Origin of the sequence: Serratia sp. (in: enterobacteria), assembly GCF_052400455.1 — a bacterium.
GTDB lineage: Bacteria > Pseudomonadota > Gammaproteobacteria > Enterobacterales > Enterobacteriaceae > Serratia > Serratia ureilytica.
Window position 1 is genome coordinate 3,384,049 of the sequence record NZ_CP185812.1, and the last position, 13,943, is coordinate 3,397,991.

A 13,943-nucleotide genomic window follows, 5' to 3' on the forward strand; every position below is an offset into this window, starting at 1 on the left:
GCCGCCATCTCAAAAGGAATGATGCCATGCAAAAACTTACTCGTTCGCTCCTCGCCGTGCTGGTGTGCGCCTCCTGCAGTACGGCGGCGCTGGCCAAAGACGTGACCGTCATGATCTCCGGCGGCTTCAAAGCCGCGCTGGAGAAGCTGGCCCCGGAATATGAAGCCCAAAGCGGCGACAAAATCATTCTGGTGTCGGGCCCCTCGATGGGCAAAACGCCGCAGGCGATCCCCGCGCGGCTGGCGCGCGGAGAGCAAGCCGATGTGCTGATCATGGTGGGCGACGCGCTCACCCAACTGGAAAAAGAGCGCTGGACCCAGCCGGGTTCGCGCGTGGAGCTGGCCGATTCGCCGATCGGCATGGTGGTCAAACAGGGCGCGCCCAAGCCGGTGATAAAAACGGATACCGACCTGCGCAATGTCTTGCTGCAGGCGGACTCTTTCGCCTATTCCGACAGCGCCAGCGGCCGCTATGTCAGCGGCCAACTGTTCAAAAAGCTGGGCATCGAGGAACAGGTGAAAGGGAAAGCGCATAAGGTTGAGCGCATTCCGGTGGCCTCTGAAGTGGCGCAGGGGAAATACGCGCTGGGCTTCCAGCAGGTCAGCGAATTGCTGCCCGTGGCGGGCGTGACCTTTATCGGCGAGCTGCCTGAAAACGTGCAGTACATCACCCGCTTCGCGGGCGCAGTAACCGCCAAGGCGGAACACCGCCGCGAAGGCAAAGCGCTGCTGGACTTCCTCGCCTCCTCTCAGGCGCAGCCGACCATTCGCGCGACCGGCATGCGAACCGTGCCGGCGCCGCAGCCAGACAGGCAGAGTGATACTGTTCAGTAATCAGCTTTTCCAGCTCGGCGGCGACGAAAGACTGCATGCGGCCGCCGCGTCTGATGAGGCCTACGGTGCGTTTCACCACCGGCTCGACCAGCGGCACCGACGTCAACACCGAGTGCTCTGAAGCGGGCATCGACATGGCGGGCACGGCGGCAATGCCGATGCCCGCCTCAACCATGCCCAGCATGGTCGTCACATGGCGAGTTTCACACACGCTGGGGCGTTCCGGCACGATGTGTTCCAGGCGCTGATCGAGCAGATTGCGATTGCCGGAGGTTTTATCCAGCGACACGTAATCCTGCTGATAAAACTCCCGCCAGCTGAGGCTCTTTTTACCGGCGAGCGGATGGTCGCGCCGGCAGGCGGCCACGTAGACATCCCCCACCAACGGCACAAACTCAATATTAGGCTGCAGCCGCCCGGCGAAGCAGATGCCGAAATCGGCCTGGCCGCCGGTGACCGCCTCGATGACATTGCCTGCGCTGCCGTCGATCAGCTTAACGCGCACGCGCGGATAGCGAAGCCGGAAACGGCGTATCACGTCGGGCATGAAATAGTAGGCCGCCGACGGCACCGTGGCGACGGTGACCAGCCCCACCCGCTCCTGGCTGACCTTATCGATATCAGCCATCACCGCTTCGACGTTCATCAGCAGCTGCTCCGAACGTTCGGCGAAGGCCTGCCCGTACAGCGTCAAGGTCACGCGCCGGGTGGTGCGATCGAACAGTTTGATGCCCAGCGCGTTTTCCAGCTTCTCAATCCTGCGGCTCAATGCCGACTGCGACAGGCAGATGGACTCTGCGGCCAGCCGAAAATTGCCGTACTCCACCAGCGCGCGAAACGCATAAAGATCGTTGAGATCAAAATTCACGGGCATAACGGCAACCTATCCTTACCATGGCGCCAAAGGCGTAAAGCAACGATAATAGCCGCTTATTTAGCCGCAGCAACCGGTTTAACGCCGGAGCGCGCCTCGCCGTTATCCTCCCAGCAGCACCGTCCCCCAAATAATGATGGTCATTATCACCGCCACCAGCTGCGCTGCGCCGCCCAGATCTTTGGCGCGTTTGGATAACGGATGCAACGCCAGCGAAATGCGATCGACCACGGTTTCAATCGCCGTATTAAGCAGCTCAACCACCAGCAGCAGGAAACTGCAGGCGATTAATAACAGCCGCTCCATTTTTGTAATATCCAGAGTAAATGTAACAAACAGTAAAATGGCGTTAATAACCAATAATTCACGAAACGCATTTTCGGTCAGCGCGGCATCAATAAAGCCGGCCCAGGAGTTCCTTATGCTGTAGGTTAATCGGCTTATTCCCTTTTTCTTTTCCACAGGCATGCATTCTGCTCTCTTCAGCATCACGGCGATCGTGGTTCAATAAATCACGCGCCGTGAATTTATCTCGGGTTTATTAATTAACGGCCTTAACCGTTCCACTCTGGGGACAATGCTTTCACTCACGCTCAGTCCCCCAAAACGAACGGCGCCGCACGCAATGCGCTTATTATCCTGATGGCGTTAAAAGGCGATGCGATATCAGTCGATTAAAGCGTCTTTTCGTACAAACGGTAGCGCTTATAAGGCACCGCGCCGATACGTTCTAAAATCGTCCGCATGCCGGTATTGGTTTCCAGGATCCAGGACATTTCCAGCGCGTCGATATTGCGCTTGGCGAACGGCTCGCGCAGCACCTCAATCAACAGCAATGCAATAATCGGCCCGATGCGGCTGAATTGATATTCCTGGCGAACGCCCATCAGCGGCACGCGCGCGGTGCGAACGCCGCTGACTTTCAGCCGCCACAATAACTTCGCCCAACCGAACGGCAATAACCGCCCCTGCAGATCGGCAATCGCCTCATTAATGTTCGGCAACCCGACGATAAAGGCGCAGGGCGCGCCATCCACCTCGGCGATATGGATCATATCGTCGGGCACCAGGAACTTCAGCTGATCCCCCATGGTGGCGAACTCATGCTCGGTGAACGGAACAAACCCCCAGTTATGCTGCCACCCCGAGTTGAACACCTCGCGCAGCACCTGCATCTCCTCGCGAAAGCGCTTGCGGTTGAGGCGGCGAACGGTCACCTTTTTGCGCACCTGATCCATCATCCGGGTCAGCGACGGCGAAAAATGCAGGTCGGTTCTTTTCATCCAATAAGCAAGCAAATCAATCCCTTCGCTATACCCTTGCTGCGCTATCTGGGCCGCATAGTAGGGTTTGGCATGGGTCATCAGGGCCGACGGCGGCGTGTCGAACCCTTCGACCAGCAGGCCGCTTTCCTGATTGATATTGAGGCTGAACGGCCCGGTGATTTTCCGCGTGCCCTTGGACCGCAACCACTCCTCCGCCGCCGTGAATAACGCGCTGAACACGGCGGGATCGTCAACGGCGTCGATCATGCCGAAGTGACCGGTATCTTCTCCGTGCAGCGCCCGGTGCAGAGAATCGATTTGCGCGGTGATGCGCCCGACGACCTTCCCCTGCTTTTTCGCCACCCACGCCTGCCATTCGATATGATCGGTGCCGGGATTCTTCTTTGACAGGTGCTCTTCGCGCTCTAAATACAGCGGCTCAATCCAGTTCGGGTCATCACGAAACAGTAACGAAGGGAAAGCAATAAATTCTTTAAGTTCGCGTTTATCCAGAACTTTCTCAATACGGATCATAAATAGCCTTACGTTTTAATAAAATAATTAAATATGAGCGCGACAACGCCTTTAGCATTTTTTATGCTGTTCTCTTTTATTGGATTGTGTATCGCCTCCGGTTCAACGATAAGAAAAACCGAATATTCCCCCCTGTGAACCAGCGCATTATTTGCCTATCACGCGCACTGAGGCGGCGTGATTAAACAAAAAAAGGAAAGCCCAACGCGGCGCTGACATGCTACGCCATGCGTGCTCTTTTATTATTTAGTGCTATTTGGGCGAAAGAAACCCGCCGCTTTAAGTGTACCGACTTTAATCAGGTGGCGCGCCGCCATTTTTACCACTTAATGCTCTTTTTAAGAATCAACTTAAATGAGGCATTCACTTTTTGATTTCTTGCGGCATACTGTTTAGGAAGTGTTTAAGTTCGAAGATAGCCATGCATGAGGTCATAACCTATGAGCAGACAGGTATTTCCTGCCCGACAGATGCAGACTAAAGAACGGCGAACCTCGGGTATTACAATCACCTCTCGTATATCTCCAGGTCGCCGCTCAAGGCTGATAATGCAGGCCGCTCACGCGCTACCGGGTTAATAACCGGCGTGCCGCTCAAGTACGGCAATATACGCAATTCGCGGAATGAAGATGGTTGAATAACAAACTTATTCAAAACCTATTCATAGTAAAACATCAATTACCTCGCCAAGAGTGATTTAACTCTTTTGGTGATTTTTAATCTATGGCTAAGTTTGTCTATGTCTGAAACAAGTTCCGTTCATTCTCTTCCCATGCGCTATGCGGACTTCCCCACTTTAGTGGACGCGTTGGATTACGCGGCGCTCGGTAATACGGGAATGAATTTTTACGATCGGCGCAATCAACTCGTGACCGTTCTCGATTATCGCACGCTGCAGCAAAAAGCGATCTCGGGCGCGCGGCGTTTATTGTCCCTGAAGCTCAAGAAAGGCGATCGCGTGGCGCTTATCGCCGAAACCAGCGCGGGGTTCGTCGAAGCCTTTTTCGCTTGCCAATATGCCGGCCTGGTGGCGGTGCCGTTGGCGATCCCGATGGGCGTGGGCCAGCGCGACTCCTACACCGCCAAACTGAAAGGGCTGATCGCCAGCTGCAACCCGGCGGCTATCATCAGCAGCGAAGAGTGGACGCCGCTCATCGCCTCCGCCACGGAAAACGCGTCAGCGATGCACATCCTCAGCGACGCGGATTTCAACGCATTGCCGGAGCCGGAGATCGCGCTGCCGGCGCCTTCGCCCGACGATATCGCCTATCTCCAATACACTTCGGGCAGCACCCGCTTCCCGCGCGGCGTGATCATCACCCAGCGGGCGGCGATGGCGAACCTGAATGCGATCAGTCGCGACGGCATCAAGCTGCGCGCGGGCGATCGCTGCGTGTCGTGGCTGCCCTTCTATCACGATATGGGCCTGGTCGGTTTCCTGCTGACGCCGGTGGCGACCCAGCTGTCCGTCGATTATCTGCGCACGCAAGATTTCGCCATGCGCCCGATGCAGTGGCTGAAACTGATCGCCAAGAATCGCGGCACGGTGTCCGTTGCCCCGCCGTTCGGCTACGATCTGTGTCTGCGCCGCAGCAACGCCAAAGAGCTGGCCGATCTGGATCTCTCCAGTTGGCGGGTCGCCGGCGTGGGCGCCGAGCCGATCCCGGCCGAGCTGCTCAGCCAGTTTGGCGAACACTTCAGCAGCATCAACTTCGACAGCAAGGCCTTCATGCCGTGCTACGGGCTGGCCGAGAACACCCTGGCGGTGAGCTTTTCCGATCCTTGCTCCGGCCCGCAAACCAACGCGGTCGACCGCGATATTTTGGAGTACGAGGGTAAAGCGGTCGCGCCGGGCAAAAAAACCCGCGCCGTCTCGACCTTCGTCAACTGCGGCCGTGCGCTGCCTGGCCACCGCATCGAGATCCGCAGCGAAACCGGGCAACCGCTGCCGGAGCGCCAGGTCGGCCATATCACGATTTCCGGCCCCAGCCTGATGAACGGCTATTTCTGCGATGCTGAGTCCCAGCAGCAAATTCAGGTGACCGGCTGGATGGATACCGGCGATCTGGGCTACCTGCTGGACGGCTATCTGTACGTCACCGGCCGCAAGAAGGATTTGATCATCATTCGCGGCCGCAATATCTGGCCGCAGGATATCGAGTACGTCGCGGAATCCGAACCGGAAATACGTTCCGGCGATGCGATCGCCTTCGTGACCGAAGAACACGACGAAGCGGCCAGGATCATTTTGCAGATCCAATGCCGAGTCAGTTCGGAAGAGCGCCGGGAGCAGATCGTGCATTCGCTGAGCGCGCGCATTCAAAGCGAATTCGGCATCGCGGTGGACATCGAGCTGCTGCCGCCGCACAGCATTCCCCGCACGTCGTCGGGCAAACCCGCCCGCGCCGAAGCCAAGAAACGCTGGCTGAGCGCTTCGCTCTACCCGCAAATGCCGCAGTTGGCCGGTTTCGCGCAATGAGCGGCACCGTGGCGGTGACGGGCGCGACCGGCTTTATCGGCCGGCATATCGTCCGAGAACTGCTGGCGCAGGGGTTTAGCGTGCGCGCCCTGACGCGGCAAGCCGACAAAGCCGCCGCGGACAACCTGCAGTGGATCCCCGGCGCGCTGGAAGATCGGCCTTCGCTCACCGAACTGGTGCGCGGCGCCGAGTGCGTCGTGCACTGTGCGGGCCAGGTGCGCGGGCATGCGGAAGCGGTGTTCACCCGCTGCAACGTGACCGGCAGCCTGAACCTGATGCAGGCGGCCAGGCAAAACGGCCGCTGCAATCGTTTCTTGTTCATGTCATCGCTGGCGGCGCGCCATCCGACGCTGTCCTGGTACGCCCATTCAAAACAGGCCGCCGAGCAGCAATTGATCGCCGCCTCGGGCGAGATCGCGCTGGGGATTTTCCGCCCGACGGCGGTCTACGGGCCGGGCGATAAAGAGCTGAAACCGCTGTTCAACGGCCTGCTGCGCGGCGTGCTGCCCCGGCTGGGCGCGCCTGACGCCAGGCTCTCTTTTCTGCACGTGAGCGATTTGGCGAAGGCGGTCGGCCAATGGTTATTGGCGCAGCCCGCGCAGTCGAATATTTACGAACTGTGCGACGGCGTGGCCGAAGGCTATGACTGGCTGCGCCTGCGGGACATCGGCGCCGCCGTGCGTCACGGGCCGGTGCGGCTGGTGGGCATTCCGCTGCCGCTGCTGAAAGCCCTGGCGGATATCAGCGTGGTGTGGAACCGCCTGATAAAACAGGAGCCGATGCTGACGCGCAGCAAAATACGCGAATTAACCCATCAAGACTGGTCCGCCAACAATCAGGCGCTGTCGCAACAGATTAATTGGTTTCCACAGGTGAGTTTGGAACGCGCGCTGCGTGAAGGGCTGTTTTAATTATTCCAAGTAGAGGTGTGTCAACGTTCTTATGCTAAATCGCGATGCTGTAATGGATTATATCCTGACGTGTTTGCAAGGTATCGTCGAAGGCGGAGTGGAAATAAAACCTGATAGCGATCTCGTCAATGATCTTGGCCTGGAATCCATCAGAGTCTTGGATCTGCTGATGATGCTGGAAGATGAATTAGATATCTCCATTCCGATCAATATATTGCTTGATGTCAGAACGCCTGAGCAACTGCTTGACGCGCTGCGCCCTTATCTGGAGAAAAACCATGGGACTGTATGATAAGTTTGCGCGGCTCGCGGGCGACCGCGAACAATTTCAAACCTCCGGCCTGAATCCGTTCGGTACCTGCATCGACGAAGTCTATTCCGCCACCCAGGGGCGCATCGGCGATCAAAAGATTGTCCTCGCCGGCACCAATAACTACCTTGGCCTGACGTTCGATGCGCAGGCGATCGCCGCCGGCCAATCGGCCCTGGCCGCACTCGGCACCGGCACCACCGGCTCGCGCATGGCGAACGGCAGCTACGGATCGCACCTGGCGCTCGAACGGGAGCTGGCGGCATTCTTCGATCGCCCGAGCGCCATCGTGTTCTCCACCGGCTACACCGCCAACCTGGGCGTCATCAGCACGCTGGCGGGGCCGGGATCCGTGGTGTTGATCGACGCGGACAGCCACGCGAGCATTTACGACGCCTGCGCCCTCGGCGGCGCGGAGATTATTCGCTTTCGCCACAATGACGCCGCCGATCTGGAGCGCCGCATGGTGCGCCTGGGCGAACGCGCGCGCGAGGCGCTCATTATCGTGGAAGGCATCTACAGCATGCTGGGCGACGTCGCCCCGCTGGTGGAAATCGTCGATATCAAGCGGCGGCTGGGCGGGTATCTGCTGGTCGACGAAGCGCATTCCTTCGGCGTAATGGGCGAAAACGGCCGCGGCCTGGCCGAAGCGCTGGGCGTCGAGCAAGACGTGGATATCATCATGGGCACCTTCAGCAAAAGCCTGGCTTCGATCGGCGGTTTCGCCGTCGGCGGCAAGGGGATGGACGTGCTGCGCTACAGCAGCCGGCCGTATATCTTTACCGCTTCGCCGTCGCCGTCCAGCATCGCGTCGGTGCGCACGGCGCTGCAAAAAATCGCGCGCCATCCCGAGCTGCGGGAAAAACTGTGGAGCAACGCGCACCGCCTGTATCACGGCCTCGCCGAGCTGGGCTATACCCTGGGGCCGCGCATCAGCCCGGTAGTGCCGGTGATGATCGGTTCGAAGGAGGACGGCCTGCGTTTCTGGCGTGAGCTGATCGCCCACGGCGTGTATGTGAATCTGGTGCTGCCGCCGGCCGCGCCGGCGGGCGTCACCCTGCTGCGCTGCAGCGTCAATGCCGCGCACAGCGATGAAGAAATAGACACCATCGTGCGCGCCTTTGCGGCGCTGAAAAAATAAAGCCTTCCCTCTCGGCCGCGGCGGCGGCGAAAACGCCATCGCCGCCCTGCCGAATCGCTGCGCCTCAGCGCGCAACCGGTGATGCCCCATCAGCCGAATAGCGATACCCCTGCACCGCCATAAATTCCTCGATGGCTTTTTCCGCCGCCGAAAGCACCTCCTCGATCGGCCGATCGGCATCGAGATCCACGATGTCGGCGCCTTCGAAGGTCAATAACGGCGTGACGGCGATCTTCTTCTCCAGCGCCGCTTTGCGGTGATCGGGTTTACGGGCGCAGGCCACGTCCAGACTGACATTCAGCTTGAGCACCAGATCCGGTTTTTGCTTCGCCATCCACTGGAACGCCGCCCGCTCCCGCGCCGCCAGCCAACGGACGAAACGGCTGCCTTCAACATCGACGGGAAATACCGTGCCGTCATAAGCGCCGGGGATTTGCGCCTGCGGAAAACGGTCGGTCAGCACGATATACCCCTGCCGCCGAAACGCCAGCATGCGGCGAAACCGCAGCAGCCGCCGCCCCACGAAGGCGATGATCACCGCCGACGGCAACAGGCCGATGCGGGATTTCTTCGTTTTGACTTTTTTGGTATTGCTTTCGATAGCCTTGCCCACCGAGCGCCCGAGCAGCGGCAGTTTCGCCGCCGCGCGCCCGACGTTGCCCGCCTGTTTGCCCAAATGCACCTGCACCGCCGGGCCATAATGTTTCACATATTCGATCAGATGTTCACAAACGGTGGACTTACCCGATCCGTCGCTGCCGATAACCGCAATCAGCGGCGGAAATTTTGCATTCATAATCAGACTCTCTTTCAATACACCAGAAACGGCATGCCCTATTTGCAACGAAATATCGCTCACGGCCGCGACGGCAGCGCGAAGATAATTGCCATGACGCCGCGCCAAACCGCACAAAAGATTAAGCGAAAATGGAAAACCTCTGCTCTTTTTTCGCCGTCAGCCAGGCCGAAAGTTAACATAAAAAGCGAAACCGGCTTACGCCCGGCCAATTAGCACAAAATAACAAGAACGAACGCCATAAATATCAATTCAAATAACCAACAGGAATACCGAACTCATTATTTTATCGCGGCAAAGCACAATAAATATCTTGAACCCAAGGCGTATTGGAATACAATAGTTTTTTTCGCATTGGATTAATTATTGTGAGTCAGCAGATAAGACCTTCATCTGATCGCTCGCCCGTGCGCGTAATAGCGATAACCGGCTGTGACGGCTCGGGAAAATCCACCCTGGCCGCCAGTCTGGTCGAGGCCTTATCGGCGCAAGAACCTGCCGAACTGCTTTATCTCGGCCAGTCTTCCGGGCGTATCGGCGAATGGATCAGTTCGCTGCCGATTATTGGCGCGCCCTTCGGGCGTTATTTGCTGAAGAAATCGCAGCGCGTGCACGATCGCCCTGCTACGCCGCCGGATAATGCCACGGCGCTGGTGATCTTTTTACTTTCCTATTGGCGCGTTTTTAAATTCCGCCGCATGCTGAAGAAAAGTCGCCGCGGCGCATTGCTGATTACCGATCGTTATCCGCAGGCCGAAGTGGCGGGATTTCGTTTCGATGGCCCGCAGCTGGCGAAAACCGCCGGCGGCAATCGCTGGATACGCTGGCTGAGAAAACGCGAACAACGTCTGTACCACTGGATGGCGTCTTATCAGCCCTTATTATTAATTCGGTTGGATATTGACGAGCAAACGGCCTATTCACGCAAACCCGATCACTCGTTGGCGGCGTTGCGTGAAAAGATCGCCGTCATCCCGCACCTAACGTTTAACGGCGCTAACATATTGGATTTGGACGGCCGCGAGCCGGCCAAGCATATTTTCGATGCCTCGCTGCGCGCCGTTAAAATATCGCTGAGGGCCGCCAATGCCTAGCCGCCAAATAACCTTTTCGTACCGAAACAGATGAAAAAAAATAAACTCACTGCCGAGCAGGATACCTCTCCCGCCTGCATCACCGGGCTGATTGCCGTGGTGGGCAGCGACGGCACGGGCAAGTCCACGCTGACCGCCGATCTGGTGAAAAACCTGCAGCAGCATCGCCCCACGCAGCGCCGCTATTTGGGGCTGATCTCCGGCGAAGACGGCGACAAAATCAAGAAATTGCCGTTCATCGGCGTGTGGCTGGAGCGGCGCCTGGCGGCCAAATCCGATAAAACCCAGCGCATGAGCAACAGGCCGCCGGCGCTGTGGGCGGCGCTGATCATGTACGGCTTTTCGCTGTGGCGCGCCGCCAACCTGCGCAAGGTGCGGCGGCTGGCGCAGAGCGGCGTGCTGGTGATCAGCGATCGCTACCCGCAGGCGGAAATTTCCGGTTTTTACTACGATGGGCCCGGCATCGGCGTGGAACGCGCAAAAGGCCGGCTATTGCGCCGCCTGGCGGCGCGCGAACGCCGTTTATATCAACGCATGGCCGTCTATCGGCCGGAGCTGATCATTCGCCTGGATATCGACGTCGATACGGCGTTTTCCCGCAAGCCCGATCACAGCTATGAAGAGCTGAAAGACAAGATTTCCGCCATGGTGCGCCTGCAGTACAACGGCGCGCGCATCATCGAGCTGGACGCCAGAGCCCCTTACGACGAGGTGCTGAGCAACGCGCTCAACGCCATTTCCGCCGTGGTGAACCACGCGAAGCGCCCGCAGAGCGACATCGGGCAACCCGGCAAAAACGCCGGTAAAGAAACTCAGGTTTATTAAAAAGATACAGGGCAAGCGCATGAGTGCGGAACACAAGATGCACAAAAATAACGATGATGGCTGGTTTAAGTTATGAAACGATGGTTTTCCGATGGCGCGTTTCGTTCCATCTTACGTAATGCCGCCTATTTAGGCTCCGGCAGCGTCGCCAGCGCACTGCTTGGCCTGCTGGCGCTCTCCTGCGCCGGTAAAGGCATGTCGCCTGAAATGTTCGGCGTGCTGGTGGTGATCCAGGCCTATACCAAAGCGGTCAGCGATTTCATCAAATTCCAGACCTGGCAGTTTGTGGTGCAATTCGGCACCCCGGCGCTGGAGCATCAAAATACCGGGCGCTTCCGCGACGTCGTCGCGTTCTCCTTCGGCCTGGATATCGCCAGCGGCGTCATCGCCGTGCTGGGCGGCATGATCATGCTGCCGTTCTTGTCACACGCCCTGGGGCTGGACAGCGAAAGCTTCTGGCTCGCCATGCTGTACTGCACCCTGATCCCGTCGATGACCTCGTCCACGCCCACCGGCGTGCTGCGCGCCTTCAACCGCTTCGATCTCATCGCCATCCAGCAGGCGATCAAGCCGTTCCTGCAGGCGGTGGGCAGCGTCATCTCCTATTATTTCGATCTGGGGTTCCCCGGCTTTATCGTCACCTGGTACGCCTCTAACCTGATCGGCGGCACGCTGTTTTGGTGGTTCACCGCGCGCGAGCTGCGCCGCCGCGATATCCACGGCGCGCTGAGGCCGCGCCTGTTCAACGTCGCGCGCCGCATCGAGGGCGCCTGGAACTTCGTCTGGACCACCAACATCGCCCATACCATTTGGGCCGCGCGCAACTCCTGCACCACCGTGCTGGTGGGCGTGGTGCTCGGGCCGGCCGCCGCCGGGCTGTTCAAGATCGCCATGACCTTCTTCGATGCGACGGGCACCCCGGCCAAGCTGCTGGAGAAAAGCTTCTATCCCGAGATCATGCGTTTGGATCCGCGCACCAAGACCCCGTGGCTGCTGGGCCTGCGCTCTTCGTTGCTGGCCGGCGGCATCGGTCTGGCCGTCGCGGTGTTGATGTTGCTGGTGGGCAAGCCGCTTATTTCCGCGGTCTTCGGGCAGCAATACCTGGAAGCCTATGACCTGATTCAAATCATGCTGGGCGCGATCATCGTCTCGATGATGGGCTTCCCGCAGGAATCCTTGCTGTTTATGGCGGGCAAGCAGCGTGCCTTCCTGATCGCGCAGGCGACGGCCTCGGCGGCCTACATTGCGCTGCTGGTGTCGATGGCGTACGCCTTCGGCGTGCAGGGCGCCGCCTTCGCTTATTTACTGGGGCAATGTTTAGACGTGCTGTTATCCCTGATACCGACGATCGGCGCCTACCGCAATCGCTTTATGTTGGGGCTGAATGTGCCCAAAGAGAGTAATCAATGACCGCTAACACGAATTGGAAGAAGTTCTCCGCCGAAACCACCCAGGCGCTGTTTGTCGCCGTGGAAGAGGATGACCTGGTCGAGGCGAATATCAGCCTGCCGCAGCAGATCGATCTGGAATGCTCCCCCGAGAGCATCCGGGACAACTACGCGCTGTGCCTGCAGTTTTGGGAAGACGGCTTTTCCCGCCGCGAGCTGCTGCAACTGGTGAACGGTTTCCTGCAAGACCCGCAGTTGGCGGCGGCAACGCGCATGCGCTACAAATATATCCGCGCCCGCTATAAGCACCTGCGCTTCGCCCAGCAGCTGTACGGCGCGCCCCACCGCGCCAACCGCCTGTTCCACACCACCACCGTGGTGCTCGGCCATTTTCAGGACGCGTTTCGCAACGGCAACCAGAAGAACCTGACGCTTTACGGCAACCTGCTGCGGCTGCTGCTCAGCAAACCGGTATGGTCTTACGTGCGCTATGCGCTGCGCCACACCCGCCTGGAAAGCGCACAGGGCTTTATCGCCTACCGCCAGGAGCAGATGCGCCAGCTGCAGACGCTGATCGCCGGCCCGGCGCTGACCGGGCATCAGTTCCACGACGTGCGCAAAATCGTCAGCCGCCAGGTGTCGTTTTACGACACGCTGAGATCGATCGATCCGGACAACCGCGAGGCCCGGCAGATCTCGCGCTTCCTGGCGGCGATTAACGGCCTGATGGGCGACCGGCACGACGTGATGGTGGCGGACAAGCTGGCCGGCGGCGATATCTATGACCGGCCGGCGACGCTGGACATCGACATCCGCCAGCGCCTGGAGCTGCTGCTGGCGCGTTTTCCGCTGTCGTTTTCCCCGTCGGCCGTCGCGGCCGGCAGATAAGCGCGTTGCCCGTAGCCATGATGACGTTACCTCGCTTGCTGGCCCTTGCGCTGCTGCTGTCGCCGCTGGCGGCGCCGGCGCATAACTTCGTGCATGGCCGTCCGGTGGCGCCGATCGCCATCGCCGATCGCGGCGAGCTGCTGCTGCGCAACGGCGATTTCAGCTACCGGCCATGGAACAGCGCAAAACTGGCGGGCAAGGTGCGGGTGATCCAGTACATCGCCGGGCGCACCTCCGCCAAAAAGAAGAACTCGCTGCTGATCAACGCCGTCAAGGACGCGAACCTGCCGGGCGATCGTTTCCAGCCGACCACCATCGTCAACACCGATGATGCGATACCGGGCTCCGGCTTCTTCGTGCGCGGCAAGATCGAGAAAAACAAGCGCCATTATCCCTGGGCGCAGTTCATCGTCGACAGCGACGGGTTGGGGCGCATGGCCTGGCGGCTGCCGGAGGAGAGCTCCACCATCGTGGTGCTGGACAAGGCCGGGCGCGTGCAGTGGGCGAAGGACGGCGCACTCACCCCGCAGGAAGTTGACCAGGTGATCGCCCTGCTGCGCGCCCTGATCGCGCGGGAGGCGCCATGAAGCGCACGCCGCCGGGAG

13 protein-coding genes and 1 pseudogene are annotated in these 13,943 nt (G+C 59.3%); 10 read left to right on the top strand and 4 right to left on the bottom strand.

Annotation, left to right across the window (positions count from 1 at the left end; all coding sequences use genetic code 11):
- The first annotated feature begins 26 nt into the window (after positions 1-26).
- Positions 27-833 (top strand): substrate-binding domain-containing protein, encoded by an 807-nt coding sequence (locus tag ACORQT_RS16440; protein ID WP_444859243.1) that lies wholly within the window; start codon positions 27-29, stop codon positions 831-833.
- On the opposite strand, the pseudogene ACORQT_RS16445 reads toward ACORQT_RS16440, so the two are convergent.
- The 3 genes and pseudogenes from ACORQT_RS16445 to ACORQT_RS16455 all read right to left on the bottom strand — a co-directional run.
- Positions 811-1,707: pseudogene (locus ACORQT_RS16445) on the bottom strand (LysR family transcriptional regulator); the annotation flags it as partial. The gene ACORQT_RS16440 and the pseudogene ACORQT_RS16445 sit on opposite strands and share 23 nt — an antisense overlap.
- A 102-nt stretch (positions 1,708-1,809) precedes the next feature.
- On the bottom strand, positions 1,810-2,196 hold the full coding sequence (locus ACORQT_RS16450; RefSeq protein ID WP_444859244.1) for a diacylglycerol kinase: 387 nt from the start codon (positions 2,194-2,196) through the stop codon (positions 1,810-1,812).
- A gap of 185 nt (positions 2,197-2,381) precedes the next feature.
- The gene (locus ACORQT_RS16455) at positions 2,382-3,506 is read right to left on the bottom strand and encodes an N-acetyltransferase (RefSeq protein ID WP_147838519.1); all 1,125 of its coding nucleotides are present in this window, start codon (positions 3,504-3,506) and stop codon (positions 2,382-2,384) included.
- Positions 3,507-4,245: 739 nt separating this feature from the next.
- Between ACORQT_RS16455 and ACORQT_RS16460 the strand changes: the two genes are divergently transcribed.
- Genes ACORQT_RS16460 through spt form a run of 4 tightly spaced genes read left to right on the top strand, consistent with a single transcriptional unit; the run spans position 4,246 to position 8,347 of the window.
- On the top strand, positions 4,246-5,985 hold the full coding sequence (locus tag ACORQT_RS16460; protein WP_033643761.1) for a fatty acyl-AMP ligase: 1,740 nt from the start codon (positions 4,246-4,248) through the stop codon (positions 5,983-5,985).
- A complete protein-coding gene (locus ACORQT_RS16465) occupies positions 5,982-6,896 on the top strand; it encodes an NAD-dependent epimerase/dehydratase family protein (protein ID WP_033643762.1) in 915 nt (304 codons plus the stop codon). The genes ACORQT_RS16460 and ACORQT_RS16465 overlap by 4 nt, the downstream gene beginning before the upstream one ends.
- Before the next feature lie 31 nt (positions 6,897-6,927).
- Positions 6,928-7,188 carry an acyl carrier protein gene (locus tag ACORQT_RS16470; protein WP_015378483.1) on the top strand — a complete coding sequence of 87 codons (261 nt, stop codon included), beginning with the start codon at positions 6,928-6,930 and terminating at the stop codon, positions 7,186-7,188.
- Complete coding sequence (gene spt / locus ACORQT_RS16475; protein WP_147838520.1) at positions 7,175-8,347, top strand: serine palmitoyltransferase; 1,173 nt, start codon at positions 7,175-7,177, stop codon at positions 8,345-8,347. Before ACORQT_RS16470 ends, spt begins: the two co-directional genes overlap by 14 nt.
- A gap of 64 nt (positions 8,348-8,411) precedes the next feature.
- Here spt and ACORQT_RS16480 read toward each other — a convergent pair whose 3' ends face one another.
- Positions 8,412-9,143, bottom strand: coding sequence for an ATP-binding protein (locus ACORQT_RS16480; protein WP_108681467.1), 732 nt, complete (start codon positions 9,141-9,143; stop codon positions 8,412-8,414).
- 368 nt (positions 9,144-9,511) lie between these two features.
- Between ACORQT_RS16480 and ACORQT_RS16485 the strand changes: the two genes are divergently transcribed.
- From ACORQT_RS16485 to ACORQT_RS16505, 5 genes are all read left to right on the top strand, one after another.
- Complete coding sequence (locus ACORQT_RS16485) at positions 9,512-10,237, top strand: lipoprotein (protein ID WP_033643765.1); 726 nt, start codon at positions 9,512-9,514, stop codon at positions 10,235-10,237.
- Between the two features lie 30 nt (positions 10,238-10,267).
- Positions 10,268-11,062, top strand: a complete 795-nt coding sequence (locus tag ACORQT_RS16490) for a hypothetical protein (RefSeq protein WP_164057601.1) — start codon at positions 10,268-10,270, stop codon at positions 11,060-11,062.
- A 72-nt stretch (positions 11,063-11,134) separates the two neighbouring features.
- Positions 11,135-12,472 (top strand): lipopolysaccharide biosynthesis protein, encoded by a 1,338-nt coding sequence (locus ACORQT_RS16495; RefSeq protein ID WP_004935553.1) that lies wholly within the window; start codon positions 11,135-11,137, stop codon positions 12,470-12,472.
- A complete protein-coding gene (locus ACORQT_RS16500) occupies positions 12,469-13,338 on the top strand; it encodes a hypothetical protein (RefSeq protein ID WP_033643767.1) in 870 nt (289 codons plus the stop codon). Before ACORQT_RS16495 ends, ACORQT_RS16500 begins: the two co-directional genes overlap by 4 nt.
- A gap of 20 nt (positions 13,339-13,358) precedes the next feature.
- Entirely contained in the window at positions 13,359-13,925 is a 567-nt protein-coding gene (locus ACORQT_RS16505) for a YtfJ family protein (RefSeq protein WP_047575559.1), read from the top strand.
- Positions 13,926-13,943: the final 18 nt, after the last annotated feature.

Coding starts and splice junctions, on each gene's coding strand:
- ACORQT_RS16440 (WP_444859243.1), top strand. CDS start 27: ATGCAAAAACTTACTCGTTCGCTCCTCGCCGTGCTGGTGTGCGCCTCC.
- ACORQT_RS16495 (WP_004935553.1), top strand. CDS start 11,135: ATGAAACGATGGTTTTCCGATGGCGCGTTTCGTTCCATCTTACGTAAT.
- ACORQT_RS16450 (WP_444859244.1), bottom strand. CDS start 2,196: ATGCTGAAGAGAGCAGAATGCATGCCTGTGGAAAAGAAAAAGGGAATA.
- spt (WP_147838520.1), top strand. CDS start 7,175: ATGGGACTGTATGATAAGTTTGCGCGGCTCGCGGGCGACCGCGAACAA.
- ACORQT_RS16465 (WP_033643762.1), top strand. CDS start 5,982: ATGAGCGGCACCGTGGCGGTGACGGGCGCGACCGGCTTTATCGGCCGG.
- ACORQT_RS16505 (WP_047575559.1), top strand. CDS start 13,359: ATGACGTTACCTCGCTTGCTGGCCCTTGCGCTGCTGCTGTCGCCGCTG.
- ACORQT_RS16480 (WP_108681467.1), bottom strand. CDS start 9,143: ATGAATGCAAAATTTCCGCCGCTGATTGCGGTTATCGGCAGCGACGGA.
- ACORQT_RS16490 (WP_164057601.1), top strand. CDS start 10,268: ATGAAAAAAAATAAACTCACTGCCGAGCAGGATACCTCTCCCGCCTGC.
- ACORQT_RS16460 (WP_033643761.1), top strand. CDS start 4,246: ATGTCTGAAACAAGTTCCGTTCATTCTCTTCCCATGCGCTATGCGGAC.
- ACORQT_RS16455 (WP_147838519.1), bottom strand. CDS start 3,506: ATGATCCGTATTGAGAAAGTTCTGGATAAACGCGAACTTAAAGAATTT.
- ACORQT_RS16470 (WP_015378483.1), top strand. CDS start 6,928: ATGCTAAATCGCGATGCTGTAATGGATTATATCCTGACGTGTTTGCAA.
- ACORQT_RS16500 (WP_033643767.1), top strand. CDS start 12,469: ATGACCGCTAACACGAATTGGAAGAAGTTCTCCGCCGAAACCACCCAG.